We start from the raw sequence: 26,108 nt of genomic DNA on the forward strand, positions 1-26,108 counted from the left end.
GCTAAATTCGTCGATATGAATATAATCTAGCCCTTGAAGGAGAATTGCATGGATAACTCTGAGCTGTTACAAAAAACCGCGGATAAGCTCTCGCCGTTCGAGACGGCCCACATGGTAGAATTCGTCCGGCACCTGACTGTGAAGAGCGCCCTCTCAAGCCCGTGGATCGTTTGCGGCTTTCTGATCATCGCCTTCTATGCCGTGATTGTGCGCTCCAAGTTCGTGCTGGCAGTCCTTTTCACCACCATTTCGCTGCTGCTACTGCTCCGCTACACCATGCCGGCGGAAGGCGATTCGCTGAACCTCTCCACGACTCTCCCCTTCGCCTTCGGCGGCCTCGCCATCGGAGCGTTCCTCATCTATTTATTTTTCATCAAGACGGAGTAGAACTTTTGCGCAGAGTAGGCTTTACCACCACCATCCCGCTGGAAGTATTGATCGCGGCGGGCGTGGTCCCCATCGATCTCAACAACGTCTTCATCACCCACCCCGAAAAGGCCTCACTGATAGAAGATGCCGAACTGACCGGCTTCCCCCGCAATGTCTGCGCCTGGATCAAGGGGATCTATGGCGCCGTGGTCGCCAGCGGCGTCAAGGAGATGATCGCCGTTACCGAAGGGGACTGCAGCTACACCAAGGCCCTCATGGAGGTCCTGTCACTGGACGGGGTGCGGGTCTATCCTTTCGCCTACCCGGCCGGGCGTGAAGCGGCGCCGCTCAAGGCGGAGATCGAAAAGCTCATGTCCGTTTTCGGCGTCGGCTGGGCCGAGGTGGGCGAGGCGAAAACCCGCCTGGACCGGATCAGGGCGAAGGTGCACGAGATCGACCGCCTCACCTGGCAGGAGAACCGGGTCACCGGCGAGGAGAACCATTATTTTCAGGTCTGCACCTCGGACATGAACGGCGACCTGGATGCCTTCGAGGCCGAGGTGGACGCCTTTCTGGAGCAGGCGGCGCAACGGCCCGAGCGCAAGGAGCGAATGAGGCTTGCCTACCTGGGCGTCCCCCCCATCGTCTCGGGTCTTTACGATTTCGTGGAGGAGATAGGTGCCCGGGTGGTATTCAACGAGACCCAGCGGCAGTTCTCCATGCCTTACGGTATCCAGGACCTCGTGGAGCAGTACCGCACCTACAGCTACCCCTACGACATCTTCCACCGGATCGGCGATATCAGCCGGGAATTGGAGCGACGGAAGGTGGATGGGGTGATCCACTATGTTCAATCCTTCTGCTTCAGGCAGATCGAAGACATGGTACTCAGAAAGAGCATCAAGCTCCCGATTCTGACGCTGGAAGGTGACAAGCCGGGTGATGTGGATGCCAGGACGAAGATCAGGCTGGAAGGTTTTCTGGAGTTGCTCGACGACCGGAACTGAAAATCCCTCGGCTGTGCCAAACCCGTGACCAAATATACAATGGCCGTTGCAATTGGCAAGCAGCGCCACAAGATAAAACCGCACCGGATACTTTCTCAAAAGCATCGGTGCGGTCGGCAATGACAGGAGAAGAAATTCAGGTGTCAGACACTTTGAAAATAGGAATTGACCTCGGCAGCAGGAAGGCCAAGTTCGCCTTGATGCGCGGCGACGAGATCGTCAGGCTGGCGGACCTGGACACCATCGCCTTCTACAAGAAATACGGCAGCATCGTCAACGACGAGCTCTCGCTGGACCTGTTGGGAAGCGGCATCTTCAGCGGGGACGAACTGGCGCAGGCGCAGATCACGGTGACCGGCTACGGCCGCAACAGCATCAACCTGCACGGGGCCCGCGTCATCTCCGAGATCAAGGCCCACGTCGCCGGAGCGCGCACCCAAACCGGGCTTGCCAACTTCACCCTTTTGGACATGGGGGGACAGGACACCAAGGTGGCTCAGGTGGTGGCGGGCCGGCTGACCGACTTTGTGATGAACGACAAGTGCGCCGCCTCCAGCGGCCGCTACCTGGAAAACATGGCGGCGGTCCTGGAAGTCAGCCTGGACGAGCTCTCCTCCCATGCCGAGGAGCCGGTGGCGCTGGACGCCACCTGCGGCATCTTCGGGGAGAGCGAGTTGATCGGCCAGATCCTGCGCGGCTATCCGGTCTCAAGGCTCTGCGCCGGCGTCAACCTCACGCTGGTGAAGCGGGTGATGCCGATGCTGAAGCGTTTTCCCTCGGACACCCTGGTCATCACCGGCGGCGTCGCGCTCAACGGCGCCATGGTGAACCTGTTGCGGGGGCAGTGCGGCATGGAGGTCGTGATACCCAAGCACCCCCAGCACAACGGTGCCATCGGCTGCGCCGCAAACCTTTAAAAGCAAATTTCACGCAAAGACACCATCAGAAGCAAGAAAAGCGGGTATTTCATCCTTCAAAGATTTTCTTTGCGCCTTTGCGCCTTTGCGTGAAAAAATTGCTTTTCCATCTCCCACAATTTTCGCTTGAATTTTCCTCGCGGCGCGTTTAACCTCGCCGCTTAGATTTGATCCCGGAGGGCACATGCGTATCGGCAAAAAAGACTGGATCTTCATCGGCATCATCGCTGCCGTTTTCATCATCTTCTACGTCATTTCCGGCGAGGAAAAGACCAAGCGCGTCCCGCTGGACGACACCCACAAGCCTTCCTACGAGCTGTTCAAGAAGACCGGCAGCAAGATGGAAGCTGACAAGGGATGCCCCGCCTGCCACAACACCGCGCCGGGCGGCGTCCCCTTCCCTGCGAAACACCCCGTGAAACCCAAGGACGGGCCGATGCGCTGCCTGTTCTGCCACAAGCTCAAACTCGCCGGAGTGTAATGACCACGTTGAACCTTACCGGGGAGCTGGAGCGGCTGATCTACGACATCACGCTCCGCTCCCCGGAACTGCACCACATCATCCCCGAAAAGCTCCTGGTCTGCGTCTCCACCGGCAGGACCAGCCGCGGCGGCAGCCTCGCCAAGATCCACCCGCTGCGCTTTGCCGGCGGCGAGAAATCGGTCCGGAGCCGGCGCGGCCGGCGCAGCGTCCTGTGCACCATGCCCAGCATCACCCACCGCGGCGAAGAGATGCTCTACGTCATCTACTTCCTGATCCCCCGCTTCCTGGAACTCTCCTTCCGCGAGAAGATGATCACCATCTTCCACGAGCTGTACCACATCTCCCCTGCCTGCGACGGCGACATCCGCCGCTTTCCCGGCCGAAACTACGCCCACGGCTCCTCGACCAAGGCTTACAACCTGTTGATGGGACAACTGGTGGACCGCTACCTGGAGACCATCCCGGATCGATCGGCGCTGGAGTTTCTGGAGGGAAACCTGGCGTCCCTGCGCTCACGGCACGGCGCCATCGTGGCCCGGCGTCTGCAGGCCCCCCGCATCAGTATCACACCGGCTTAATGAACAAGCCATTCTTGACTTTTCACTGGCAAAACTATAACTTGGCAGACGCTACCGACCCGCAGACCCCAAGGGGGGCAAGACGTCATGCTGAAACTGGACTACACCGTCACCCGCAAGTTCGATGAGCTCGCCGAGAAGGCGAAAAAGGTGAGTTCTTCGCAGCTCATCAACGACATCGCCGCCACCGTCGACTCCAAGCTGTTCCAGGACTGGGCCAACTCGGCGCTGAGCCTTCTGCAGCAGATATTCGGTGAAGAAAGCGCCTACTACCGCAACTTCCAATCCATCTACTCCAAGATCATCAACATCACCTACAAGGAAAGCTTCGACAACTGCCGCGCCATCGTGAACTCCGCCCGCGAGGAGTATGAAGCGGGAGGCCTCACCGAGATCCGTCTGTACCTGGACCACGCGGTGCTGGAATACCTCGCCGGCAGGACTTCCGAGTTTTTGAAGCGCGGCGACAACCACACGGCCTGCATCCTCGCCTTCGTGCTGCTGGAGCAGGTGCTGATGCTGGTCTGCACCAACAAGGGGATCCCGACCGGAAGCACCGAGGAGATGAACGAGGCGCTCTACCAGGCCAAGGCGTACCAGGTGGGGACCTACCAGCGGGTCAAAGACTGGTGCTACATGAAGGCGGATTTCCTGGCAGGCCAGGGGGAGAGGTACCATACGGCCGACGTGGACGAGATGCTGCGCACCGTGCAGCGCTTCATCGCCAAGGAGATAGGATAGAGACAGACCAAGATTAAGGCTGAGATTAAGATAGAGACGAACAGAGCAGAAAAAAGGGGAAGCCATACGGCCTCCCCTTTTTATTTACGCAGTCAGTGACTAGCAACTGCTCCGCTTTCTTAATCTCAATCTTAATCTTATTCTACTTTGTCACAACGCAGTCGATGATGGCGTTGATCCTGCGGTTCTTGGCACGGCCTTCGGCGGTGCTGTTGTACGCGACGCGCCTGGTGTAGCCATACCCTTTGGCAGTCAGGCGGCTCTTTTCGATGCCAAAGTTGTCAACCAGGTACCGCACCGCGCTCTCGGCGCGCTCGCGGGACAGTTTCATGTTGTACTCGTAGCCGCCGACGTTGTCGGTGTGCCCTTCGATGATGGCGGTGGTGGTCGGGTACTTCTTCATGTAGTCGGCGACCTTGGCCATTTCATCCTTGTACTGCGGCTTGATGGCGGCCTTGCCGGTGTCGAACTCCACCACCAGGGCCATGCATAGACGCTCGGGGGGCTTGACCTCTTTCACGTCGAAGGCGCAGTCGATGATCGCCTCGATGCGGCGGTTTGCCTGGCGCCCCTCATCGGTGGCATTGGACGCCACCGGGCGGGCCAAACCGAAGCCGCGTGCTTCCAGACGGGAGCGGTCGATGCCGCAGTTGGCGACCATGTAGTCGACGACGGCCTGGGCGCGGCGCTTGGAGAGGTCGAGGTTGTATTCGGGCGCGCCCACGTTGTCGGTGTGCCCTTCGATGACGGCGGTGGTGGTCGGGTACTGCTTCATAAACTCGCAAACCGGAGCGATCTGCTCCTTGTCTTCCTGGCGGATGGCGGCCTTGTCGATGTCGAACTCGCCATGCAGGGTGACGCAGTACTTGTAGTGTCCCGGCGTCGGCTCGGCCGCGGGGACCGGCTCCAGCGGCGGCTCCGCGGGGGCGGGCTGCGCCGCCGGGGGCTCCTGTTTGGCGACGGCAGCCGGGGCTTCCTTCACGCCGCCGAACACGAAATCGACGCCGACGCTGTACTCCAGGTTGTGGAACGACTCGCCGTCATCCCGGAGGATGAGATGCCGCAGGTCGCCCCTGAGGGCCATGGCCTCGGTCAGGAAGTACTTGACGCCCGCCCCGTAGTTGAAGGCGGAACGGGTGGTTTCAAAAGGGCCCCTCGCTTCGCGTGACTGCCCGCCGTAGCCAGCCGCGACGTACGGGACCAGTTTATTGTCCGGCATGAAGTGGTAGAGCATGTCCAGATGGTAGTTGTACGCGTCGACGTGACCTATGTTGCTGTTCTTCTTGCCTTCGGTGGGAACGTAGTCGAATACCGCCTCGACACCGAAGTGCCGGGTGAAGTTGTAGCCGGCGCGCAAGCCAAAGGTGGGAGCTGTTTCCAGATGCTCCTTGCCGATGAAGGTGTAGCCGCCTACGAAGGGTGACACGGAAAAACTTTCTGCCTTGATCTCGGCGTGGGCCTGCGGGAGCAGCGTGAACAACAATGCGGGAACCAGAACAAGCAACAGCAGGTACTTTTTCATCTGACACCTCCTATGTTGTTAGGCTTCACTGTGATGGATGCATTGGGGGAGCGCCCGACAGCGACGCGGCTATGCTGATGCAACTGAAGGCGAGGTAAGTCTGAGAGGGCTTTGTTGTGCAGCCCCAAAAAAACACATCGCAAAGGCTACCACTCATTTACCGGTGTGCAAGAACGTGATGCTGTGAAAACAGACAGAAGGGAAAATGTAAAAAGGCGCTCCTGCCGAACAGGAGCGCCTTTATCTGTTGCTACTCGGTCTGCTTTTATTCGCAGCTGAAGTTGGACTCGATACGGCGGTTTTGCTGTTTGCCGGCTGCGGTCTTGTTGCTGGCAACGGGCTTGGTGGGACCATAACCAACTGCCTTGATACGGTCCGGCGCGACGTCGAAATTCTTGACCAGGTAGTCGCGCACACTCTCGGCGCGACGCTGGGACAGCTTCATGTTGGTCGCCTTGTCGCCGACGTTGTCGGTGTGCCCTTCGATGGTCCCTTTGGCCTGAGGGAACTCCTTGAGGAAAGCGCCCACGGCCTTGAGTTCATCGTGGTACTGCGGCTTGATGTTGGACTTGTTGGTGTCGAACTTGATGTTGATCACCGCAGGCTTGCACAGCTTGGCCGGTTCGGGAGCCGGGATCACGACAGGCGGAGGCGGGACCGGGGCCACGACGGGTGCCGGGGCGGGAGCCGGCGGGGGCGGGGCAACTACATCAACCTTGGCGAGGCTCTTTGCCGCCCCGCCGGGACCGACGCAAACGAGCGTGTAGTCGGCGCTTTGTGCGGGAGTGACAGTCATGGAACCGGAAACCGGCACAGGACCTATACCGGGCTCGATCGCGCACGAGGTCGCGTTGCTGGAAGCCCAGGTCAAGGTCACCACGTCACCCTTGGTGACCGAGGCAGGTGTGACGGTCAGCTGGTCGGTCGGAAGCGCGGGGGGCGGCGGCACCACTACGGGTGCGGGAGCCGGGGCGGCGACTGCGACAGGGGCTGCCTTCACGCCGCCGAAGATGAAGTCCATGCCGACAGTGTATTCCAGGTTGTGGAGTCTCTCGCCGTCCGACACCGGCATAAGATGCCGCACATCCGCCCTCAGTGCGAGAGCATCTTGTAGGAAATATTTGGCACCCAAGCCGTAATTGAAGGTGGAGTAGTCGGTGCCGACACCTCCGGGATACTTCCGCGACTGCCCACCAAAGCCGGCTGCGAGGTAGGGCACGAATTGGGATTCGGGCATGAAGTGAAAAAGGGCGTCCAGATGGTAGTTATAAACGTCCACGCCAGTCCCGATGCCGGTGTTTTTCTTCCCTTCCGTGTTGACGTAGTCGAAGACGGCCTCCACCCCTAACTGCTTGGTGAAGTTGTAGCCTGCGCGCAGACCGTAGACCGGCTTAGTCTCCAGATGGTCCTTGCCGATGAAGGTATACCCCCCGATGTAGGGGGACAGGGAGAAGCTCTCCGCCTTCACCTCGGCGCGGGCAACGGTGCAGACGCCCAGCAGCATGGCCGGAGCGAGAAGCAACAGTGCTCTTTTCTTCATTTCTTACCTCCTTGTTATTTCAGGATTCACTCCTGCTCAGATGTGCAGTTGGGGCAGCGGGTCGCCTTGACCGGGATCATGGTGCAACAGCGCGGGCACTCCTTGGTGGTAACGGGGGGAGGAGGCACCGGCATCAGCCTGTTGATCTGGCGCACCACGAGAAAGAGGGCGAAGGCGATGATGATGAAATCAAAGATGGTGTTCAGAAAGAGCCCGTAGGCGATCACCGGGACACCGGCGGCCTTCGCCTCGGCGACTGAGCGAACGGGAGTAGCGGACAGATTGAGGAAGAGGGAGGCGAAGTCAATATTGCCTAGCAACTTCCCGATGGGTGGGGTGATTATGTCGGCGACGAAAGAAGTGACGATCTTGCCAAAGGCCGCACCGAGGACAACTGCCACGGCGAGGTCGATGACATTACCCTTGACGGCGAACTTCTTGAATTCCTCCAGCATGGTGAGCTTCCCTCCTCCCATTAAGATTAAGGTTCCGCATTACACATGAGAACACTACCACCAGTTGCTACGGTGCGCAACAAGGCGAGGTTCTTTTGGTAGGCGGAAATAGAGGTCTGCTGCGGGAGAAGAAAACGGGGTTAGCCTCCGGCTAACCTGCGGAGCTTCAACTGCAGGAACAGGGAATGCCGCGGGCCTTATCGAAGGCTTCCCTCCCCTCCTTGAAGCTGAACCAGGCGATGCCGAGGGCGCCGGCCGAGTCAAGCCAGCCGATGCCGGTGAGATAATAGCCTGCGCTGGAGACGAGCAGGATGACGGAAAGGTACAGGCAGACCCTGGTACAGGCGGCATCGGCCAGGATCGCCTGGGACCCCAGCGCCTTCCCCACCTTAACCTTCTGCTGGATCAACAGCCACATCGACATTATCGAGACGCAGGAGACCACCATCCCCCAAAAGGTGGTGGTGGGCGCGTGGCGGTGAAAGGCGTCGTAGACGGCGGTGAGCAGGAGACCAGCCCCGAGGAGGTAAAAGCCGCCGCCGGTGATCCTGAGCGCGCCGCGCTCGAACTGGTCCGGGGCCTGGTCCGGGTTGCCGCGCTGGCGACGCACCATGTGCCAGATGCCTGCCCCCGACACGACCTCGACGAAGGAGTCCAGGCCGAAACCGAACAGCGCAAGCGATTCGTCCTCAAAGCCGAACCAGGCGGAGACCACCCCTTCGACGATGTTGTAAAGGATGGTGATCAGCGCCAGGAGGAGGGCGGTACGGTACAACTTATCGAGCGGCTGGTTCATTGGGGTCCTTTGCGTGGCAGGCATCTAAAGTTTTGAATATAACGTGCAGGGGCTTTGAATGTCAACGGCGCGCGCCCACGCCGCCTTGCTTTGTCGACATTCGCAAACCGCACCGGATGCAAGTAGTCCAGTGTCGCCCCCTTAAAAAGGGTAATTAGTGTCATTGAAAAAATGGCAGATACGGCGCGGGCTGCTGCAGAAATATTATTGACAGTGAAAAACCGCTATGCTATACACGTAATCTCTTCGCGGCACAGGGGCGAAGAAACCAATATTCCCGAGTAGATCAGTCGGTAGATCAGCGGACTGTTAATCCGTGTGTCGTAGGTTCGAGTCCTACCTCGGGAGCCAAATTTTGTAAGGGTCACAGCGCAAGCTGCGACCCTTTTTTCATTCCGTCGCCTGTTTCAACCCACCTCCCCCCCACATTGAAGCCGCCACATTTCTCTCAGTACCGCAACCTCATCCCGAAACAGTGAACACTGCAAATTTCCTGCTATAGTAATCTTCTGCAACCTTCTCTAGAGAGAGTGACCGTCATGAGAGTACTGATTGCTATCGACGACACGGACAATTCTGTCAGTAGGGGTACAGGAGAAATTGCCGCATTGATTGCCGATGCCATTGAGGCAAATGGCTGGGGAAAGCCGGGCTTCATCACGCGACACCAGTTGCTGGTACATCCCGACATCCCGTACACCTCGCACAACAGCGCCATGTGCTTACCGGTCGAAATGCCGGAACAATGCCTGGAGCGGACGATCACCTTTGCCTGCGACTTCCTGGAGCGCGAATGTGCCGACGGCTCGGATCCGGGCCTGTGCGTCGTTGTCACCGACAACATCGACTCCGCCGCGGAGCTGGTCGCCTTCGGTCGGCGGGCCAAGCAAGAGGTGATCCGGAAGGAGGAGGCACTGGAACTGGCCCAAAGGCTTCACGTGCATCTCTCCGAGCATGGCGGCACCGGCCACGGCGTGATCGGCGCTCTTGCCGGCGTGGGACTCAGGCTGTGGGGCAACGACGGGCGCATGCGGGGGAGCCTTGCCGCCGTCCGCCCGGGACAGGTGCTGACCGTGCGCGAACTACTGGAACAGCCGGACGTCGATTCCGTGCGCTCCCCCGACGGGAGCACCGTGGACTTTGCCGCGTTGGTCCGGATCGGGGACAAGCCGAAGACGGTTATGCGCGACGGGGGCTCGGTGCTGCTGGTACGCCCCGCGGAGCAGGTCGTCGGCGGAGCCGCCTGGGAGACACTGCCCCGAAGGATGTTGCGGGACTATTGACCGGTCCGGTTGCAGCGACGGACATGTTATTCATTGAAAGCTCCATCACGAGGAGGATTACTCATGAATTCACGGCACGAAATCGAATCACACCTCAAGGGGGAGACCCTGGTCCGCAAGGGGCTCAAACGTGGCGCGGGAGCCGCGACCTTGCGCCTCGTCCCGGAACTGAACGTCGTGAAGATCGGCGGGCACGGCATCATCGACTACGGACGCGAGGTGGTGCTGCCGCTTCTGGATGAGATCGGCGAGCTGTCCCGGGAAAACCAGGTCATGGTGGTTACCGGCGGCGGCGTGCGGGTGCGCCACATCCTGGATATCGGCATCGATCTTGGCATGCCGACCGGCGTCCTCGCCGAGCTCGCCGGGAAGATAAGCGAGCAGAACGCCGAGATCGTGACCCTGCTTCTGTCAAAGTGGGGCGGCAGCCGGGTGAAGACCGGCGACCTCCTCGATCTCCCTACCATGCTGCACTTGAAGCTGCTGCCGGTGATCCATGGCACCCCGCCCTACGGGCTCTACGAGCACCCGCCGGAGACGGGTTTGATCCCTCCGCACCGCACCGATACCGGCGCCCTGCTCATGGCGGAGGTGCTGGGCGCCAAGAGCTGCATCCTGGTGAAAAACGTGGACGGGCTCTTCACCGAAGATCCGCGCGTCAACCCGAAGGCGGAACTGATCGAGGAGATCACGGTAGAGGACCTCATCAAGCTTGACATGGAGGACATGGTCCTGGAGCGCAAGATGCTCTACCTCTTACGGGACATGGCCAACGTGAAAGAGATCCGCATCGTGAACGGCCACAAGCGCGGCACGGTGGGGATGGCGATCCGCAAGGAGAAGGTGGGCACCTTGATCCGCATATAAACAAGAGCTACCCCCCCTCACCCTAGCCCTCTCCCGAAGGGAGAGGGGATGTGGACACTATGCGCGAGGGAATTATGGGATGTCGCGAAACTAATGTGATGCTTGGACTGGCCCTCCACATGATGAAACAGTATAATGAAAGTGTACCCCCTCCTCATGGAGGAACAAAAGGAAAGGAGGCACCCTTTCATGGCAGGAAAAATCTTTTATCGGCACAGGACGAAGATGCAGGATGGGGCTCACCAGCCGCGGCACGTGCTGGTGGCGGTGGCGGACCTCGATCTCAAGGTGTACGGGCAGCACATGCGCATGTGCGAACTGAAGTTCATCGCCGAGGCGCTCGGGGCGGAACTGCTCGAACTGCCGCGCGGACCGAAGCACCAGGATGAAGAGGACGACTGAACGGTGCAGTGAAAGGAAGAAGAATGGGGGCTGCCTGACGACAGCCCCCTTTGTTTTTTGGTGCAACTCATCCCGTTTCAGTACCTGCGGTCGCGGTACCCGCCGCGGTCGTCATAGTGCCTGTCATTACGGTAGTAACCGTCACCCCGATCATGCCACCAGCAAGGGCAGCATCCGGCCAGCACCGTGGCAAGAAGCAGCAAACCAACGGACATCCTGATCTTTTTCATGATCATTTCTCCTTAGCTTGGCACCATCTGCCAGCTCCATTGTAAACTAATCGACCCGATCTTAAAAACTCCCCCCGCCCCTGTCACCCCTGATTCCAACCGCACCCTTTGTTTCACTCCCGGCTCTTGACATCGCCTCGCACATGACTTAAAGTCAAACATGACTAACGGTCATATCGGAGGCCACATCATGACATCCAGCACCGAGAAGGAGCGCTCGCCGTCCGGCCGCCAGCCCGGCCGCAGGGCCAAAAAGAGCGAGGAGACCAGGGAGAGGATCTTCCGCTCCGCGCTCAATCTCTTCGGGGAAAAAGGTTTCAACGCCACCACCATAGAGGCGATCACCGCCGCCGCGGACGTGGGCAAGGGGACCTTCTTCAATTATTTCGACAACAAGGCAAGCGTCCTGCTGGAATACCGGGAGCTGCAGATGGAGCGGGTCGCCGACTTTGTCGCGGCCAACCGGGACTCGGACCGGTCGCTCGCGCCGCTTTTGTTGCATCTGGCACTGACGTTGACCATGGAGCAGGAGAAAAGCCCCGGGCTGATCCAGAGCCTTATGACCGCTGTTTTCGGTAACGAAACGGTCCAGAAGCGGATGGCAGAGGCGATGGAGGGGAACATCCGGCAACTCGCGACTATCATGGCGCGACGCCAGCAGTCAGGGGAAATCCGTAGCGACCTGGACGCCTTCAGCATCGCCCAGTCGTTCCAGCGCATCATCTTCGGCACCATGATCACCTGGTCGCTCAACCCGGTCGATCCCCTGGAAGAGAACTTGAAGAAGAGCATCCAGGTGTTCGTGGACGGGGCCCGCTCGAAGTAGCAATAGGCAACAAAGGACACGCCATGATCGCAAAGAGCTTGAAAGTGTTAACGGTTTTACTGCTGGCCGGATTGGCGGGGAGGCAGGCGTCGGCCGACAACTCCCCTCCCCTCGCGCTGTCTTTGGATCAGGCCATCACCCGGGGGCTGGAGACCAACCTGAACGCGGTGGTGGCCCGGTCGAGGGTGGACGAGGCGGAAGGGACGCGGGAGCGCAGGCTCGCCGGCTACCTACCGCACCTGCGCATCGAGACCCCCTTCGCCTGGCAGACCCGCAACCTGCGCGCCCAGGGGATCAGCCTCCCCAACTCCCCCGCCGTGGTCGGTCCCTTCACCAGCTACGACTTCCGCATCTACGGCGAGCAGAGCATCCTCGACCTGCAGAGCTACCACGCCATCAAGGCGGCCGAACACGAGAAGAAGGCGCGGCTCGCCGACTACACCGACGCACGCGGCGAGGTGATCCGGCTGGTCACCGTGCGGTACCTGGACGCCGCCTACGCCGAGGCGCGGGTGGCGACGGCGCGGAGCCGGGTGCAGACTTCGGAGGCACTGGAGAAGCTCGCCCGGGACCAGCGCGCCGCCGGGGTGGCGGACGGCCTGGACGTGCTGCGCGCCCAGGTGCAGCTCGCCAACGACCGCCAGACCCTCCTGGTGACCAGGAACAACGCCCAACTCGCCCTGCTCGCCCTGGCGCGCAGCGTCGGCGTCGACCTCGGCACCCCCATCACCCTGGCCGACCAGCTCTCCTTCAAGCCCCTGGATCCGCCCCAGATCGAGCAGGGGATCGAGGCCGCGCTGCAAAGCCGTCCGGACTACCGCTCGCTCTTTGCCCAACGCGCCTCCCTGGAGGAGCAGGCCAAGGCCTCCCGATCGCGCTACCTCCCGAAGATCGTGGTGAGCGGCAACTACGGCACCAGCGGTCAGGAGATGAGCAACCTCGACCCGACCGGGATGCTCCAGGTCAACATGGTGCTGAACCTGTTCGACTACGACCGCAAGGGGGAGCGCCTGGAGCTGGCAAGCCGCTTGGAGCGCAACGCCCGGCAACTCGCCGACCTGAAGCTCGGGGTGGAGCAGGACATCCGCGCCGCCCTTTTGAACCTGACCTCAGCGACGGATCAGGTTGCCACCGCGCGGGAGGGGGCGCAGCTCGCCGAGCGCGAACTGCAGTACGCCGGCGACCGCTTCAGAAACGGGATCGCCAACAACATCGAGGTGGTCACGGCGCAGGACGCGCTGTCGCGGGCCCGCGACAACGAGTTGAACGCGCTGGCCCAGCACGCCGAGGCGAAGATAGCGCTCGCCCGCGCTTTGGGCGACACGGAAAAGGTGTACCGGCTCTTCCTGGGCATCGAATAACTGCGAGGTCATGCACGCCATGAAAAGAAAACTGATCCTGATCCTTGTGCTGGTCGCCGTGCTGGTCGGTGCCGCATACTTCTTCACCCATCGCGCCAGGAACGACGCCGATGCCACCTCGATCACCCTCTCCGGCAACATCGAGGCGCACGAAAGCGTGGTCGGCTTCAAGGTGCCCGGGCGACTGGCGGAACTCCCGATCGAGGAGGGGCAATTGGTCAAGGCGGGAGACGTTCTGGCCCGGCTGGACCAGGGGGATTACCGGCAGCAGGTGCAGATCGACGAGGCGACCGTAGGCGCGCGCGAGGCCGAACTTGGGCTCGCCACGGCCGGCAGCCGGCCGCAGGAGAAGAAGGCCGCGCACCAGTCGGTGCTGGACGCCCAGGCCGACTACGAGCTGAAAAAGCACGACCTGCAACGCTACCAGGCGCTCTATGAAAAGGACGAGGTGTCCGCGCAAGTGCGCGACACCGCCGCGGCCGCCTTGAAGCGGAGCCAGGCCGCCCTGGAGCGGGCCAAGCAGAACTACGACCAGGTGCTGGAGGGGGTGCGCAAGGAGCAGGTGGACATCAACCGCGCCACGGTCCGCTCGGCGCGCCAGGCGTTGGAACTCTCCAGGATCAAGCTTTCCTACACCACGCTCCTAGCCCCCATCACCGGCGTGGTGCTGGTGCGCCAGGCCGAACTGGGCGAGGTGCTGACGGCCGGCACGCCGGTGGCCACCATCGCGGACCTGGACCACCTCTGGATGCGCGGCTACCTGAGCGAGACCGACCTGGGCCGGGTCAAGCTGGGCCAGGTCGCCACGGTGAAGACCGACACCTACCCGGGCAAAAGTTACCGGGGGCGGGTCTCCTTCATCTCCTCCCAAGCCGAGTTCACCCCGAAGTCGGTGGAGACCCACAAGGAGCGGGTCACCCTGGTGTACCGCATCAAGATCGAGCTGGAGAACCCCGGGCACGAGCTAAAGCCGGGTATGCCGGCGGACGCGACCCTCGCCGTGGCGCCGGCCAGGTAAGATGAGCGGCTCCGAGAACGCCATAGAGCTCAACGGGCTAACCAAGTCCTTTCCCGGCGTGCGCGCCGTGGACGGTCTGACCTTTTCCGTCCGGCGCGGCGAGATCTTCGGGCTGGTCGGCCCGGACGGCGCCGGCAAGACCACCACCATGCGCATGCTGGCCGGCGTGCTGGCCCCGGATGAGGGGAGCGCGGTGGTCGCCGGTTTCGATCTGAACCGCGACGCCGAGGGAGCCAAGCACCACATCAGCTACATGCCGCAGCGCTTCGGGCTCTACGAGGAGCTGACCGTGGACGAGAACATCCGCTTCTACGCGGACCTCTTCGGTGTGCCGCGCCGGGAGCGGGAGGAGCGCTCCGCGCAGCTGCTCCAGGCGGCCGGGATGGCCGAGTTTCGCTCGCGCCTCGCCGGCAAGCTCTCCGGCGGCATGAAGCAGAAACTGGGGCTGGTCTGCGCGCTGATCCACACCCCGGAGGTGCTCCTCCTGGACGAGCCAACCAACGGGGTCGACCCGGTCTCCCGGCGCGACTTCTGGCGCATCCTCTACACCCTTTTGGACCAGGGGGTCACCATCCTCACCACCACGGCCTACCTGGACGAGGCCGAGCGCTGCCACCGCGTGGCCCTTTTGCACGAGGGGCGCATGCTTTTTTGCGACACCCCCGCCAACCTCAAAGCATCCCTCCCCGGCGCCGTCCTCTCCATCGTCTGCGCCGACCCGCGCCCGGTCCGCGACCTGTTGGCCGGGATGGATGGGATCTCCACCGTCATGATCGTGGGCGACGGCCTGCACCTGGTGGTCCGCGACCCGCAGCGCATGATCCCGGAACTGCGCAGCCGGATCGCCGCCGCCGGCCTCTCCTGCGACGCCATCGAGCAGGTGGCCCCCAGTATCGAGGATCTCTTCGTCGAGGCGGTACAGGGCGACAAGGCAGACCACGGGGGCGAGCGATGAACGGCGTAGCTCCGACAGTGGTGGTACGGGACCTGGTGAAGCGCTTTGGCGACTTCGTGGCGGTGGACAATATCTCCCTGGAGGCGAGCCCGGGGGAGATCTTCGGGTTCCTAGGGCCCAACGGTGCCGGCAAGTCCACCACCATCAGGATGCTGTGCGGGCTGTTGCGGCCAACCTCGGGGGAGGCGCTGGTGGCCGGCCTGGATGTCGCGCGCGAGCCGGAGCGGGTGCGGCAGAACATCGGCTACATGTCGCAGAAATTCTCCCTGTACAACGACCTGAAGGTGATCGAGAACCTGCGCTTTTTCGCCGGGATGTACAGCGTCCCCGCCGCCGATTTGAAGGAGCGCATCGACTGGGCCATCGACATGGCGGGGCTCTCCGGGCGGGAGCAGCTCCTGACCGGAACGCTCGCCGCCGGGTGGAAGCAGCGCCTGGCGCTAGGGTGCGCCGTGCTGCACCGCCCCCCCATCGTCTTTTTGGACGAGCCCACCTCGGGCGTCGATCCCATCTCGCGGCGGCTTTTCTGGGAGCTGATCCACCGCATGGCCGACGACGGCGTCACCGTCTTCGTCACCACCCACTACATGGACGAGGCGGAGTACTGCAACCGCCTGGTGCTGATCGACCGCGGCAGGATCGTCGCTTCCGGCTCCCCCTTGGAACTCAAGGAAAAGAGCATGGCCGGGGATCTCCTGCTGGTCGAGTGCGACCAAGTGGGCAAAGCCCTGGAGGAACTGCAAGGCGCGCCGGGGGTGACCGACGCCGCCATCTTCGGCAACGCGCTGCACCTTGTGGTCGACTCCGCGGAGCGCGCTATTACGGAGGTAAAGGAATTCCTCACGGCACGCGGCATAGAGGCCTCCCGCATCGAGCGCATTCGCCCTTCCTTGGAAGACGTCTTCGTATCGCTCACCAGCCTGAACAGGGATAACAGGGATAACAGGGATAACAGGGATAACAGGGATAACAGGGATAACAGGGATACGCCGGAAGCGATAGGCAAGGGCGACAAGGAGAAGGGGCAATGATGAACTGGAACCGACTCTGCGCCATGGCGCGCAAGGAAATGATCCAGATCCGGCGCGACGCCCGCAGCATCGGCATCGTGATCGCCATGCCCATCGTGATGATGTTCGCCTTCGGCTACGGCGTCAGCTTCGATACCAAGCACATCCCGGTCTACGTCTACGACCAGGAGAAGAGCCAGCAAAGCCAGGACTTCGTCAAACGCTTCCAGGCCTCGGTCTACTTCAACGTGGTCAGGACGGTGACGAGCTACCCGGAACTGGTGCGAGCCATCGACAAGGGGGATTGCCAGATCGGCCTCGTCGTCCCCCCGGATTTCTCCAAGAAGCTCCGCTCCGGGCAGAAGGTGAGCGTGCAGGCTATCTTCGACGGGACCGACAGCAACAGCGCGAGCCTGGGGATGAGCTACACCGAAGCGGTGGCGCAGGCACACTCGCAGCAGCTCCAGCTCGAGTGGCTGCAAGGGCGCGGCCAGGGACAGCCGCGGCTTCCCCTGAGCGTCGACGCCCGCACCTGGTTCAACGAGAACCTGGAAAGCATGGTGACCATCGTCCCGGGCGTCGTGGCCATGGTCATGGCGGTGGTGGGGACCTTCCTCACCTCGCTCACCGTCGCCCGCGAGTGGGAACGCGGCACCATGGAACAGCTCATTTCGACCCCGGTGACGCCGCTGGAGATCATGCTCGGGAAACTGGCCCCCTATGTGATGATCGGCCTCGCCGATACGAGCCTCTGCGCGGTCATGGGGGTGTGGTGGTTCGGCGTCCCGTTCCGGGGGCACATCTGGGTGTTTTTGCTGAGCACCCTCCTGTTCCTGGTCGTGGTGCTCTCGCTGGGGTACTTCTTCTCGGTGGTTGCCAAGACGCAGTTGGCGGCGAGCCAGATCTCGCTGATCGCCACCTTCCTGCCGGCCTTCCTTTTATCCGGGTTCGTGTACCCGATCGACCAGATGCCGACCGTGGTGCGGGGCATCACCCACGTGGTGCCGGCCCGATACTACATGGCGATTCTGCGCAACGTGTTTTTGAAAGGCTCGTCCGTCGTCACCATGTGGCAGGATTTCGTGGGACTCGCCATCTTCGCCGCCCTGCTCGGGCTGGCGGCCACGCGGGTATTCCGCAAGAAGCTCGCCTGAGGGGGAAACATGCTGGGCCGCCTGCGCCAGATGCTGATCAAGGAGTTCCTGCACGTTATCCGCGACAAGAGAGCGAGATTCTTCCTGTTCGCCCCTCCTATCATCCAGACGCTGGTTTTTGGCTACGCCGCCACGCTGGAGATCAAGCACGTCCCTGTCGCCATTGTCGACTACGACAACAGCCAGGTGAGCCGCGACCTCGTCTCCCGATTTGAAGCGAGTCGCTATTTCCAGGTGCGCCGCCTGGCCGACCGGCGCGAGATCCCTGAGCTGATCGACGGGGACCAGGTGATTATGGCGCTGCAGATCGACTCCGGCTTCGCACGCAACCTCCGTAAAGGAGAAACCGCCCACCTGCAGGTGATAGTGGACGCCAGCAACTCGAATACGGCGCTGGTGGGGCTGGGGTACGTTAACCAGGTGGCCCAGGGGTTCGCGCGGCAATACCGTGTGGAGGGGCTGAACCGGCAGGCTCCCGGTATCGCCGCCGCCCTCCCCGAGATCGTCGTGGAGCGCCGCCCCTGGTACAACCCGGACATGAGCAGCCAGTGGTTCTTCGTGCCGGGCGTCATCGGCAACCTGGTGCTGGTGATCGTGGTGACGCTGACCGCCTTTGCCGTGGTACGCGAGCGCGAGATCGGCACACTGGAGCAGATCATGGTGACCCCGATCCGGCGCACGGAGTTCATCCTGGGCAAGACCATCCCCTTCTTCCTGATCGGCCTCCTCGACACGGCCCTGATCAGCCTGGCCGGAACGCTTTGGTTCCACGTGCCGCTCACCGGGAGTTTCCTGGTGCTCGCCGCCGGTACCGTCTGCTTCATCCTGTGCATGCTCGGCGTCGGCCTCTTCATCTCCACCGTTTCCGCCACCCAGCAGCAGGCCATGGTGACCAGCTTTTTCTTCATCATGCCCGCCGTCATCTTCTCCGGCTTCGGCTCACCCATCTCCAGCATGCCGGTATTCCTGCAACGGCTCACCTACCTGAACCCCCTGCGCTACCAGGAGGTGGTGCTGAGAAGCGTCTACCTGAAGGGAGTCGGCTTCGAGGTGCTCTGGCCCCAGATGGCGGCCATGGCGCTCATCGCCGTAGTCATGCTCACCGTGAGCGTGCTCCGCTTCCGCAAATCCCTGGAGTAACCGCGCCAGCTCCGTCGCCATTTCCCGAGGAAACGGTGGTCGATAATCCACCGTTTCACCCCCTGGTAAACATTTCCGACCTTTAATCCGTAACAACTCATCTAAACCATTGACGTAGCGCGTTGCCAGTGTATAAAATGCCGCACCGAAGTCGGGTCCTACACCGCGTGGAACGGCTGCCGGTCTCATTTTTGGCCGCCGCCCTTCTAACGCAGGAGCACGATGGTGATCACGCAACCGAGATACCACTCGAAAACCCGGGCGGAGTACCTCATCGCCACCGGGCGCGTCATCCTATCGACCTTCTTCCTGGTGGCGGTCTGGCTCGACCCGTCCGAACCGACCCGCTACGCGGCCACCACCTACGGCATCCTCTCCGGCTACCTCGGCTACTCTCTCGTTATCGGAGCCCTCACCTGGCGCCAGGGCTTTGGCTGGACCTGGCTGCACCTGGTCACCCACAGCATCGACCTCTTGGTCTTTGCCTGCCTCATGTTCCTCACCACCGGCCCCAACAGCCCGTTCTTCGTCTATTTCATCTTCATCCTGGTCTGCGCCACCTTCCGCTGGCAGTGGCGCGGCACCCTCTGGACCGCGGCCGCGGCCATGTGCATCACGCTCTTGCTGGCTTGGTACCCTTCCAACCTGCTCCTGGACCGGAATTTCGAGTTGAACCGCTTCATCATCCGCATCGGCTACCTCGCCGTTGTCGCAGGACTGCTGGGGTATCTCGGCGCCTACGAGGAGTCTATGCGCGAGATCCTCGCTATGCTGTCCCAGTGGCCCAGGGAAACGCTGCCCCAGGAGCCGGGGACGGATGGCCAGGGGATGCTGGGTCACGCTGCGGCCATACTGAAGGCGCCGCGGGTGGTGCTTTTGTGGGAGGAGGAAGACGAGCCGTGGCTGCACCTGCTCTGCTGGACGGCCGAGGGTTGCAGCTACGAGTGGAAGGAACCCGGCGTCTTCGGCGACATCGTGGCGGATGGGCTGGAGCAGGCGAGCTTCTTCACCCGGGACGCCGGCTCCGGCCACTTTCCCGTTGTCTGCAATACCGTCGCCGGACTGCAGCAGCGCTACTGCGCCCCGCTCGACACGGCGCTGGTGCGGCGCTTCAACATCTGCTCTGCCTGCGTGTCGCCTTTGCACGGCGAGAAGATCTCCGGGTACCTGCTTGCCCTGGACCGGCAGCAGCCCACCCCCGACGACCTGGTCTTAGGTGGCATCGTGGCGCACGAGATAGCGGCCCGGCTCGACCACGCCCTGCTACTGAAACAGTTGCAGCAGGGTGCTGCGGCCGACGAGCGGCTGCGGCTCGCCCACGATCTGCACGACGGGCTGCTCCAGTCGCTTGCCGGCGCGGGGCTGCAACTCGCCGCGGCGAGCCGGCTCGTCGAGACCGACCCAGCCGCCGCCAAGGACAACATCCTGCAGGTGCAGCAGTTGCTCGCCTCGGAGCAGCGTGACCTGAGGTCCCAGATCAACGACATGAAGCGGCTTTTCTCCCGGCGCAACACAGAGGAGTTCGGGCTCCCCAGGAGGCTGGAGGAGCTGGCCGGCCGCATCAGGCGGCAGTGGGAGGTCGCCTGCTCCGTCACCTGCCACACCCCCGCACCGCGGCTGCAGCGCAGCATGGCCCGCGAGATTTATTTCGTAGTGCACGAGGCACTCATCAACGCGGTGCGCCACGCTGAGGCGACCACCCTGTACGCCGAGATCCGCTTCGACGCACAGTGGGCGCGCATCAGCGTGACCGATGACGGGTGCGGCTTCGGCTTCCAGGGGCGCTACGACCAGGACCAGTTATGCGACCTGAAGCGCGGGCCGGTAACACTGAGGGAGCGCATCGACGCGCTGAACGGAAAGCTCGTCATCGACTCCAGCGAGCGTGGCGCCCGCCTCGACATCACCCTGCCCCTCATAGAACTAGGAGGCTGACATGATCCGACTGGTCATCGCCGACGACCATCCACTCATCCTTAACGGGCTCACCGGTCTCTTCAACTTCGAGGAGGATTTCGAGGTAATGGCAAGCTGCAGTAACGGCAGCGACGCCCTGGAGGAGATCCGCCGGCAGCGCCCCGACGTCGCCGTCCTCGACATTCGCATGCCGGGGCTGAACGGCATTGAGGTGGCCCGCAGGGTGGTCGAGGAACAGCTCGGCGCACGCCTGGTGCTGCTCACCGCGGCCCTGGAGGACGAGGACATGCTGGATGCTGTCATGCTCGGCATCCAGGGAGTGGTGTTGAAGGAGATGGCGCCGCAGTTCCTGGTACAGTGCATCCGCAAGGTGCATGCCGGTGAGCAGTGGCTGGAGCGGCGCTCCGCGAAACAGGCCCTGGAAAAGCTCCTGAAGCGCGAGGCGGGGGGGCGGGAAGTCTCCGGGCTTCTCACCCAGCGCGAGATCGAACTGGTGCGCATGGTGGCGGGTGGTCTGCGCAACAAGGAGATCGCCGACAGGCTCTGCATCAGCGAGGGGACGGTCAAGGTCCACCTGCACAACATCTACCAGAAGGTGGGCGTCGACGGCCGGGTGGCGCTGTTGCGCTACGCACAGGAAAAGGGGCTCGTGTAGCGGACGCGGGGAAATAAAGGCGGGCGAATGATTATTCGCCCCTACAGGCACCATGCGCCCTCCCCTCCCTTGACGGGAGGGGGTATGAGCGGCAGTCTCCACCGACAATTCCACACTCATAAAATCCATTTTTACACTCAAGCCCCTGCCCTTTGTGAATTTATTTATAACCAACTACATTTTCTCCCCTTGCAATAAAACATCTTTCTACTAAAATAGCATATACTGCCAGTTCTGGTTCACGCGCCAAAGAGTCCACCGTTTCGCTGTCAGCAAGGGGAGGCAGGGATGAGCACGACGAGAACAGAGCCGTGTAACGACAAACAGGGAGCTACCCTCGGCAATGAGGATCTCTCCATCAGCCAGATACTGAAGGAGCGTGGCGTCTCCCGACGCGACTTCCTGAAGTTCTGCTCTACCGTCACGGCGGCCCTGGCGCTGCCACCCTCATTCGCCCCGTCGGTCGCCCGGGCGCTGGACGAGGTGAAGCGGCCGCCCCTGGTCTGGCTGGAGTTCCAGGGCTGTACCGGCGACAGCGAGGCGCTTCTGCGCTCGGCCAACCCGACCGTGGCGGAGATCATCCTCGACATCCTCTCGGTCGACTACCACGAGACCATCATGGCTGCGGCGGGGCACCAGGCGGAAGCTGCGCTGGACAAGACCATCACCGACTACAAAGGGAAGTACTTCGCCGTCATAGAGGGCTCCATCCCGATGAAGGACGGCGGGGTCTACGGCTGCGTCGGGGGCAAGACCAACCTCGAGCGCGCGCGCCAGGTCTGCGGCGGCGCCGCGGCCACCATCGCCATCGGCACTTGCGCCTCCTACGGCGGGATTCCGGCGGCGGCGCCCAACCCCACCGGCGCGGTGGGGGTCAAGGAGGCGGTCCCCGGCGCCACGGTGATCAACCTCCCCGGCTGCCCCTGCAACGCCGACAACCTGACCGCGACCATCGTGCACTACCTGGTCTTCAACAAAATTCCTGCCTTGGACGGCCACGGCCGGCCGCTCTTCGCCTACGGCAAGCGCATCCACGACAACTGCGAGCGGCGCCCGCACTTCGACGCCGGGCAGTACGTGGAGAAGTGGGGCGACGAGGGGCACCGCAAGGGGTACTGCCTCTACAAAATGGGGTGCAAGGGCCCCGCCACCTTCCACAACTGCCCCACCCAGCGCTACAACGAGAAGACCGCCTGGCCCATCGGCTCGGGTCACCCCTGCGTCGGCTGCGCCGAACCCCAGTTCTGGGACGTCATGTCCCCCATGTACAAGCGGCTCCCCAACGTGCCGGGCTTCGGCATCGAGCATACCGCCGACGCCATCGGCCTCGGGCTCGCCGCGGGGGCCGCGGGCGCCTTCGTGGTCCACGGCGCGCTTTCCGCCATGAGAAAGGACAAGGAACCGGGCGAGGACGCCAAGGAGGACTAAGATGACCAAGATCGTTGTCGACCCGATTACCAGGATCGAAGGGCACCTGCGCGTCGAGGCGGAAGTCTCCGGCGGCAAGATCAGCAACGCCTGGGTCTCCGGCACCATGTTCCGCGGCATCGAGAAGATCCTGAAGGACCGCGACCCGCGCGACGCCTGGTACTGGACCCAGCGCTTCTGCGGCGTCTGTACCACGGTGCATTCCATCGCCTCGATCCGCGCCGTCGAGGACGCGCTGAAGATCCCGGTGCCCCCCAACGCGCAGCTGATCCGCAACATCATCATCGCCATACAGAACACCCAGGACCACGTGATCCACTTCTACCACCTGCACGCGCTGGACTGGGTGGACATCACCTCGGGGCTTAAGGCCGACCCGGTCAAAACTGCGCAGCTCGCGGCCTCCATCTCGGACTGGCCCAACAACTCCCCCACCTACTTCAAGGCGGTGCAGGACAAGGTGAAGGCCTTCGTCGGCTCCGGGCGCCTCGGCCCCTTCGCCAACGCCTACTGGGGGCACCCGGCCTACAAGCTCCCGCCGGAGGCGAACCTGATGGCCACGGCGCACTACCTGGAGGCGCTGGAGTGGCAAAAGGACATCATCAAGATCCACGCGATCCTCGGGAGCAAGAACCCGCACCCGCAGACCTTCCTGGTGGGAGGGATGTCGATCCCCATCGACCCGGACTCGCAGAACGCGCTCAACGCCGACAAGCTGATCGAGATTAAGCGCCTGCTGCACAAGGCCCAGGAGTTCGTGGAGAAGGTCTACATCCCGGATCTCCTCGCGGTCGCCTCGTTCTACAAGGATTGGGCGGCGATCGGCGCCGGGGTCGGCAACTACATGTGCTACCCCGAGTTTCCGGACGCTAACGGCAAGCCGTGGCTCCCCGGCGGCGCCATCCTGAACCGCGACATCTCCAAGGTGGTACCGCTGGACCAGAAAAAGATCACCGAGCACGTGGAGCATTCATGGTACCAGGATGCCGGCGGCGACGGCAAAGGGCTGCACCCGTGGGAAGGGTCGACCGAGCCCAACTACACCGGCCCCAAGCCCCCCTACCAGTACCTCGACACCGACAAGAAGTACTCCTGGGTCAAGGCGCCGCGCTACGAGGAGATGCCGATGGAGGTGGGGCCGCTGTCCCGCGTGCTGGTCGCCTACGTCTCCGGGCACAAGGAGACCAAGGCGGCGGTGGACTTGGTGCTGAAGAAACTCGGCGTCGGTCCGGAGGCGCTCTTTTCCACCCTGGGCAGGACCGGCGCCCGCGGCATTGACTGCCTGGTGATCGCACTGCAAGCGCCCAAGTGGCTGGACGAGTTGATCGGCAACATCGCCAAGGGTGACCTGAGGATTCACTCCAACGAGATGTGGGATCCCGCCACCTGGCCCGCCGAGGCGCACGGCTACGGCTGGCACGAGGCGCCCCGCGGGGGCCTGGGACACTGGATCAAGATCAAGGACCAGAAGATTTTGAACTACCAGGCGGTGGTCCCCTCCACCTGGAACGCCTCGCCGCGCGACGCCAAGGGGCAGCCCGGCCCGTACGAGGCGGCGCTTTTGGGGACGCCGGTGGCCGACCCGGAAAAGCCGCTGGAGATCCTGCGCACCATCCACTCCTTCGACCCTTGCCTGGCCTGCGCCGTGCACGTCCTCGACGCGACCGGCAGGGAGATGGTCAGGGTGAAGGCATCCTAGAGGAGGTGGGCCATGTCGGATGTTTGCAAAGTCAAGCAGTACGTCTGGGAACTGCCGCTGCGCTGGTTTCACTGGATCAACGTGCTCGCCATCGTGATCCTCTCAGGCACCGGCTTCCTGATCGGGCACCCGGTCACGCTCGGGAGCACCCCCTCCGACTACGCCATGGGCTGGATCCGCCTGATCCATTTCGTGGCCGCCTACGCCTTCACCGTGAGCGTCGCCTCGCGCGTGGTCTGGGCCTTCATCGGCAACGAGCACGCCAGCTGGCGCGCCTTCTTCCCCATGTACAGCGCCAAGGGGAGGGAAAAGCTCCGGCACATGATACGCTACTACACGCTGCAGACCCACGAGGTGCCCGAGATCGTGGGGCACAACCCGCTGGCGACCACCGCCTATTTCGTGCTCTTCCTGATCTACCTCGGCATGATCCTCACCGGTTTCGCCATGTACGCCACCCACGCGCCGGGCGGCATCATGTTCAAGTCGCTGGGCTTCATGTATTCTCATTTCACCCTGCAGGGGATGCGCCTTGCCCACCACCTGGGCATGTGGCTCATCTTCGGCTTCGTCATCAATCACATCTACAGCGCTTGGCTGATGGACATCAAGGAGCACGGCGGCGAAATCTCCAGCATGTTCAGCGGTTACAAGTTCACCGTAAAAAAAGGAGAATGAACACGTGGCCGCTAACTCGATAAAGAACGCACCGAAGGTCCTGGTGCTTGGTGTAGGAAACGTGGTGATGGGCGACGACGGCGTCGGCATCCGCGTAGTGCAGCAGCTGCAACGGGAATACCGTTTCCCCAAGGATGTCGAGATCGTGGACGGCGGTACCCTGGGGCTCGACCTCCTCCCGGTGCTGGAGGGGAGGAGCCACCTGATCATGGTCGATGCCGTGGAAACCGGGAAGGAGCCCGGGACCTGCGTGCGCCTCGCCGGTGAGGAGCTCCCCATCGCCCTGGAGACCAAGGTTTCCCCGCACCAGATGGGGCTCAAGGATCTCCTCTCGGTGGCGAGGCTCATGGGGCAGGCGCCGGGCAAGATGGTGCTCATCGGCGTGCAGCCGGGAAGCATCGAAATGGGAACCGAGCTTACCCACGAGGTGTCGCTGCAGGTGGAGACCATGAAGGGGGCGGTGCTCAAGGAGCTTTCCGGCTTCGGCGTCCAGTGCCGCCCCGTCACCCGCGCCGTCAACGTCTGCAGGGACTAGCCGACGTGTCCCGCTACGCTCCGTCCCAAGCACCTCTCCCCGGAGCCACGACCAGCCCGACCTTGCCATCGGCCCCTCCCCCTGAAGGGGGGAGGCTGGGAGGGGGGAAGCTTCTGCGCCGCGCCCTCGCCTCCCTCGCCCTGGCAGTACTCCTGGCAGGCTGCACCGATACCCGGCCTGCCGGCCCGCCCCCCGTGGCGACGCCGCGCGGCGCCGAACTCTTCAAGGAGCGCTGCGCCCCCTGCCACCCGGACGGCAGCAACGTCATCAATCCCAAGAAGACCCTGCACGGCGGCGTGTTGGCCGACAACGGCGTCACCACGCCCGCCGGGATCGTGAAGAAAATGCGCAATCCCGGCCCCGGCATGCCCCGCTTCGACCAGTCCGCCATCTCTGACGCCGACGCCCGACTCATCGCCGGTTACATTCTCGCCACCTACCGCTGAGCCCCCGCCCGCGTTTCCCTGCCGCCCTAGCCAAAGGACCAGACCCGTCGTACGTCCACCTCCCCTCTCCCCGTGGGAGAGGGCTAGGGTGAGGG

The 26,108-nt window shown here is 62.6% G+C and carries 28 protein-coding genes and 1 tRNA gene; 24 read left to right on the forward strand and 5 right to left on the reverse strand.

Features of this window, described 5'->3' with window-relative positions; all coding sequences use genetic code 11:
• The first annotated feature begins 48 nt into the window (after positions 1 to 48).
• The 6 genes from JFN90_RS19435 to JFN90_RS19460 all read left to right on the forward strand — a co-directional run bounded on the left by JFN90_RS19435 (position 49) and on the right by JFN90_RS19460 (position 4,096).
• A complete protein-coding gene (locus JFN90_RS19435) occupies positions 49 to 387 on the forward strand; it encodes a hypothetical protein (RefSeq protein WP_199396784.1) in 339 nt (112 codons plus the stop codon).
• Between the two features lie 5 nt (positions 388 to 392).
• Entirely contained in the window at positions 393 to 1,376 is a 984-nt protein-coding gene (locus tag JFN90_RS19440; protein WP_199396785.1) for a 2-hydroxyacyl-CoA dehydratase family protein, read from the forward strand.
• A gap of 140 nt (positions 1,377 to 1,516) precedes the next feature.
• Positions 1,517 to 2,293 carry an acyl-CoA dehydratase activase gene (locus JFN90_RS19445; protein ID WP_199396786.1) on the forward strand — a complete coding sequence of 259 codons (777 nt, stop codon included), beginning with the start codon at positions 1,517 to 1,519 and terminating at the stop codon, positions 2,291 to 2,293.
• 184 nt (positions 2,294 to 2,477) lie between these two features.
• Positions 2,478 to 2,774: a cytochrome C gene (locus JFN90_RS19450; protein WP_199396787.1), complete on the forward strand. Its 297-nt coding sequence runs from the start codon at positions 2,478 to 2,480 to the stop codon at positions 2,772 to 2,774.
• Positions 2,774 to 3,355: a putative metallopeptidase gene (locus JFN90_RS19455; protein WP_199396788.1), complete on the forward strand. Its 582-nt coding sequence runs from the start codon at positions 2,774 to 2,776 to the stop codon at positions 3,353 to 3,355. Before JFN90_RS19450 ends, JFN90_RS19455 begins: the two co-directional genes overlap by 1 nt.
• Before the next feature lie 87 nt (positions 3,356 to 3,442).
• Positions 3,443 to 4,096, forward strand: coding sequence for a hypothetical protein (locus JFN90_RS19460; protein WP_199396789.1), 654 nt, complete (start codon positions 3,443 to 3,445; stop codon positions 4,094 to 4,096).
• Between the two features lie 142 nt (positions 4,097 to 4,238).
• Here the strand turns inward: JFN90_RS19460 and JFN90_RS19465 are convergent, their stop codons facing one another.
• From JFN90_RS19465 to JFN90_RS19480, 4 genes are all read right to left on the reverse strand, one after another.
• A complete protein-coding gene (locus JFN90_RS19465; protein ID WP_199396790.1) occupies positions 4,239 to 5,618 on the reverse strand; it encodes an OmpA family protein in 1,380 nt (459 codons plus the stop codon).
• A gap of 265 nt (positions 5,619 to 5,883) precedes the next feature.
• Entirely contained in the window at positions 5,884 to 7,158 is a 1,275-nt protein-coding gene (locus JFN90_RS19470) for an OmpA family protein (protein ID WP_199396791.1), read from the reverse strand.
• Positions 7,159 to 7,184: 26 nt separating this feature from the next.
• Positions 7,185 to 7,613, reverse strand: coding sequence for a large conductance mechanosensitive channel protein MscL (mscL, locus tag JFN90_RS19475; protein ID WP_199396792.1), 429 nt, complete (start codon positions 7,611 to 7,613; stop codon positions 7,185 to 7,187).
• Between the two features lie 166 nt (positions 7,614 to 7,779).
• Entirely contained in the window at positions 7,780 to 8,409 is a 630-nt protein-coding gene (locus JFN90_RS19480; protein ID WP_236019080.1) for a cation transporter, read from the reverse strand.
• Between the two features lie 275 nt (positions 8,410 to 8,684).
• Here JFN90_RS19480 and JFN90_RS19485 point away from each other — a divergent pair.
• From JFN90_RS19485 to JFN90_RS19500, 4 genes are all read left to right on the forward strand, one after another.
• Positions 8,685 to 8,760 (forward strand) — tRNA-Asn (locus JFN90_RS19485).
• Between the two features lie 188 nt (positions 8,761 to 8,948).
• On the forward strand, positions 8,949 to 9,692 hold the full coding sequence (locus JFN90_RS19490) for a hypothetical protein (RefSeq protein ID WP_199396794.1): 744 nt from the start codon (positions 8,949 to 8,951) through the stop codon (positions 9,690 to 9,692).
• Between the two features lie 63 nt (positions 9,693 to 9,755).
• The gene (locus JFN90_RS19495) at positions 9,756 to 10,559 is read left to right on the forward strand and encodes an amino acid kinase family protein (protein WP_199396795.1); all 804 of its coding nucleotides are present in this window, start codon (positions 9,756 to 9,758) and stop codon (positions 10,557 to 10,559) included.
• 189 nt (positions 10,560 to 10,748) lie between these two features.
• Positions 10,749 to 10,961 carry a hypothetical protein gene (locus JFN90_RS19500; RefSeq protein WP_199396796.1) on the forward strand — a complete coding sequence of 71 codons (213 nt, stop codon included), beginning with the start codon at positions 10,749 to 10,751 and terminating at the stop codon, positions 10,959 to 10,961.
• A 77-nt stretch (positions 10,962 to 11,038) separates the two neighbouring features.
• On the opposite strand, the gene JFN90_RS19505 is transcribed toward JFN90_RS19500, so the two are convergent.
• Positions 11,039 to 11,191: a lipoprotein gene (locus JFN90_RS19505; RefSeq protein ID WP_199396797.1), complete on the reverse strand. Its 153-nt coding sequence runs from the start codon at positions 11,189 to 11,191 to the stop codon at positions 11,039 to 11,041.
• Positions 11,192 to 11,381: 190 nt separating this feature from the next.
• On the opposite strand from JFN90_RS19505, the gene JFN90_RS19510 reads away from it, so the two are divergent.
• From JFN90_RS19510 to JFN90_RS19575, 14 genes are all read left to right on the forward strand, one after another.
• On the forward strand, positions 11,382 to 12,017 hold the full coding sequence (locus JFN90_RS19510) for a TetR/AcrR family transcriptional regulator (RefSeq protein WP_199396798.1): 636 nt from the start codon (positions 11,382 to 11,384) through the stop codon (positions 12,015 to 12,017).
• A gap of 44 nt (positions 12,018 to 12,061) precedes the next feature.
• On the forward strand, positions 12,062 to 13,378 hold the full coding sequence (locus tag JFN90_RS19515) for a TolC family protein (RefSeq protein WP_199396799.1): 1,317 nt from the start codon (positions 12,062 to 12,064) through the stop codon (positions 13,376 to 13,378).
• A 19-nt stretch (positions 13,379 to 13,397) separates the two neighbouring features.
• Positions 13,398 to 14,396, forward strand: coding sequence for an HlyD family secretion protein (locus tag JFN90_RS19520; protein ID WP_199396800.1), 999 nt, complete (start codon positions 13,398 to 13,400; stop codon positions 14,394 to 14,396).
• Between the two features lies 1 nt (position 14,397).
• Entirely contained in the window at positions 14,398 to 15,351 is a 954-nt protein-coding gene (locus JFN90_RS19525) for an ABC transporter ATP-binding protein (protein ID WP_199396801.1), read from the forward strand.
• On the forward strand, positions 15,348 to 16,382 hold the full coding sequence (locus JFN90_RS19530) for an ABC transporter ATP-binding protein (RefSeq protein WP_236019082.1): 1,035 nt from the start codon (positions 15,348 to 15,350) through the stop codon (positions 16,380 to 16,382). Before JFN90_RS19525 ends, JFN90_RS19530 begins: the two co-directional genes overlap by 4 nt.
• The gene (locus tag JFN90_RS19535) at positions 16,379 to 17,515 is read left to right on the forward strand and encodes an ABC transporter permease (protein ID WP_199396802.1); all 1,137 of its coding nucleotides are present in this window, start codon (positions 16,379 to 16,381) and stop codon (positions 17,513 to 17,515) included. The genes JFN90_RS19530 and JFN90_RS19535 overlap by 4 nt, the downstream gene beginning before the upstream one ends.
• Before the next feature lie 9 nt (positions 17,516 to 17,524).
• Positions 17,525 to 18,655 (forward strand): ABC transporter permease, encoded by a 1,131-nt coding sequence (locus tag JFN90_RS19540; RefSeq protein WP_199396803.1) that lies wholly within the window; start codon positions 17,525 to 17,527, stop codon positions 18,653 to 18,655.
• Positions 18,656 to 18,877: 222 nt separating this feature from the next.
• On the forward strand, positions 18,878 to 20,590 hold the full coding sequence (locus tag JFN90_RS19545; RefSeq protein ID WP_199396804.1) for a sensor histidine kinase: 1,713 nt from the start codon (positions 18,878 to 18,880) through the stop codon (positions 20,588 to 20,590).
• A 1-nt stretch (position 20,591) separates the two neighbouring features.
• Entirely contained in the window at positions 20,592 to 21,227 is a 636-nt protein-coding gene (locus JFN90_RS19550) for a response regulator (protein ID WP_199396805.1), read from the forward strand.
• A 288-nt stretch (positions 21,228 to 21,515) separates the two neighbouring features.
• Entirely contained in the window at positions 21,516 to 22,655 is a 1,140-nt protein-coding gene (locus JFN90_RS19555; RefSeq protein ID WP_199396806.1) for a hydrogenase small subunit, read from the forward strand.
• A 1-nt stretch (position 22,656) separates the two neighbouring features.
• A complete protein-coding gene (locus JFN90_RS19560; protein ID WP_199396807.1) occupies positions 22,657 to 24,354 on the forward strand; it encodes a nickel-dependent hydrogenase large subunit in 1,698 nt (565 codons plus the stop codon).
• 12 nt (positions 24,355 to 24,366) lie between these two features.
• On the forward strand, positions 24,367 to 25,032 hold the full coding sequence (gene cybH / locus JFN90_RS19565; protein WP_199396808.1) for a Ni/Fe-hydrogenase, b-type cytochrome subunit: 666 nt from the start codon (positions 24,367 to 24,369) through the stop codon (positions 25,030 to 25,032).
• A gap of 4 nt (positions 25,033 to 25,036) precedes the next feature.
• Positions 25,037 to 25,567 (forward strand): HyaD/HybD family hydrogenase maturation endopeptidase, encoded by a 531-nt coding sequence (locus JFN90_RS19570; RefSeq protein WP_328755885.1) that lies wholly within the window; start codon positions 25,037 to 25,039, stop codon positions 25,565 to 25,567.
• A gap of 5 nt (positions 25,568 to 25,572) precedes the next feature.
• The gene (locus JFN90_RS19575) at positions 25,573 to 26,013 is read left to right on the forward strand and encodes a c-type cytochrome (RefSeq protein WP_328755887.1); all 441 of its coding nucleotides are present in this window, start codon (positions 25,573 to 25,575) and stop codon (positions 26,011 to 26,013) included.
• Positions 26,014 to 26,108 lie beyond the last annotated feature (95 nt).

The sequence above is a fragment of the Geomonas propionica genome (assembly GCF_016458235.1).
Taxonomy (GTDB): Bacteria; Desulfobacterota; Desulfuromonadia; order Geobacterales; family Geobacteraceae; genus Geomonas; species Geomonas propionica.

Excerpts from the sequence above, each read along its gene's own strand:
- JFN90_RS19435 (WP_199396784.1), top strand. The coding sequence starts at position 49 with ATGGATAACTCTGAGCTGTTACAAAAAACCGCGGATAAGCTCTCGCCG.
- JFN90_RS19450 (WP_199396787.1), top strand. The coding sequence starts at position 2,478 with ATGCGTATCGGCAAAAAAGACTGGATCTTCATCGGCATCATCGCTGCC.
- JFN90_RS19455 (WP_199396788.1), top strand. The coding sequence starts at position 2,774 with ATGACCACGTTGAACCTTACCGGGGAGCTGGAGCGGCTGATCTACGAC.
- JFN90_RS19460 (WP_199396789.1), top strand. The coding sequence starts at position 3,443 with ATGCTGAAACTGGACTACACCGTCACCCGCAAGTTCGATGAGCTCGCC.
- JFN90_RS19465 (WP_199396790.1), bottom strand. The coding sequence starts at position 5,618 with ATGAAAAAGTACCTGCTGTTGCTTGTTCTGGTTCCCGCATTGTTGTTC.
- JFN90_RS19470 (WP_199396791.1), bottom strand. The coding sequence starts at position 7,158 with ATGAAGAAAAGAGCACTGTTGCTTCTCGCTCCGGCCATGCTGCTGGGC.
- mscL (WP_199396792.1), bottom strand. The coding sequence starts at position 7,613 with ATGCTGGAGGAATTCAAGAAGTTCGCCGTCAAGGGTAATGTCATCGAC.
- JFN90_RS19480 (WP_236019080.1), bottom strand. The coding sequence starts at position 8,409 with ATGAACCAGCCGCTCGATAAGTTGTACCGTACCGCCCTCCTCCTGGCG.
- JFN90_RS19490 (WP_199396794.1), top strand. The coding sequence starts at position 8,949 with ATGAGAGTACTGATTGCTATCGACGACACGGACAATTCTGTCAGTAGG.
- JFN90_RS19495 (WP_199396795.1), top strand. The coding sequence starts at position 9,756 with ATGAATTCACGGCACGAAATCGAATCACACCTCAAGGGGGAGACCCTG.
- JFN90_RS19500 (WP_199396796.1), top strand. The coding sequence starts at position 10,749 with ATGGCAGGAAAAATCTTTTATCGGCACAGGACGAAGATGCAGGATGGG.
- JFN90_RS19505 (WP_199396797.1), bottom strand. The coding sequence starts at position 11,191 with ATGAAAAAGATCAGGATGTCCGTTGGTTTGCTGCTTCTTGCCACGGTG.
- JFN90_RS19510 (WP_199396798.1), top strand. The coding sequence starts at position 11,382 with ATGACATCCAGCACCGAGAAGGAGCGCTCGCCGTCCGGCCGCCAGCCC.
- JFN90_RS19520 (WP_199396800.1), top strand. The coding sequence starts at position 13,398 with ATGAAAAGAAAACTGATCCTGATCCTTGTGCTGGTCGCCGTGCTGGTC.
- JFN90_RS19525 (WP_199396801.1), top strand. The coding sequence starts at position 14,398 with ATGAGCGGCTCCGAGAACGCCATAGAGCTCAACGGGCTAACCAAGTCC.
- JFN90_RS19530 (WP_236019082.1), top strand. The coding sequence starts at position 15,348 with ATGAACGGCGTAGCTCCGACAGTGGTGGTACGGGACCTGGTGAAGCGC.
- JFN90_RS19535 (WP_199396802.1), top strand. The coding sequence starts at position 16,379 with ATGATGAACTGGAACCGACTCTGCGCCATGGCGCGCAAGGAAATGATC.
- JFN90_RS19540 (WP_199396803.1), top strand. The coding sequence starts at position 17,525 with ATGCTGGGCCGCCTGCGCCAGATGCTGATCAAGGAGTTCCTGCACGTT.
- JFN90_RS19545 (WP_199396804.1), top strand. The coding sequence starts at position 18,878 with ATGGTGATCACGCAACCGAGATACCACTCGAAAACCCGGGCGGAGTAC.
- JFN90_RS19550 (WP_199396805.1), top strand. The coding sequence starts at position 20,592 with ATGATCCGACTGGTCATCGCCGACGACCATCCACTCATCCTTAACGGG.
- JFN90_RS19555 (WP_199396806.1), top strand. The coding sequence starts at position 21,516 with ATGAGCACGACGAGAACAGAGCCGTGTAACGACAAACAGGGAGCTACC.
- JFN90_RS19560 (WP_199396807.1), top strand. The coding sequence starts at position 22,657 with ATGACCAAGATCGTTGTCGACCCGATTACCAGGATCGAAGGGCACCTG.
- cybH (WP_199396808.1), top strand. The coding sequence starts at position 24,367 with ATGTCGGATGTTTGCAAAGTCAAGCAGTACGTCTGGGAACTGCCGCTG.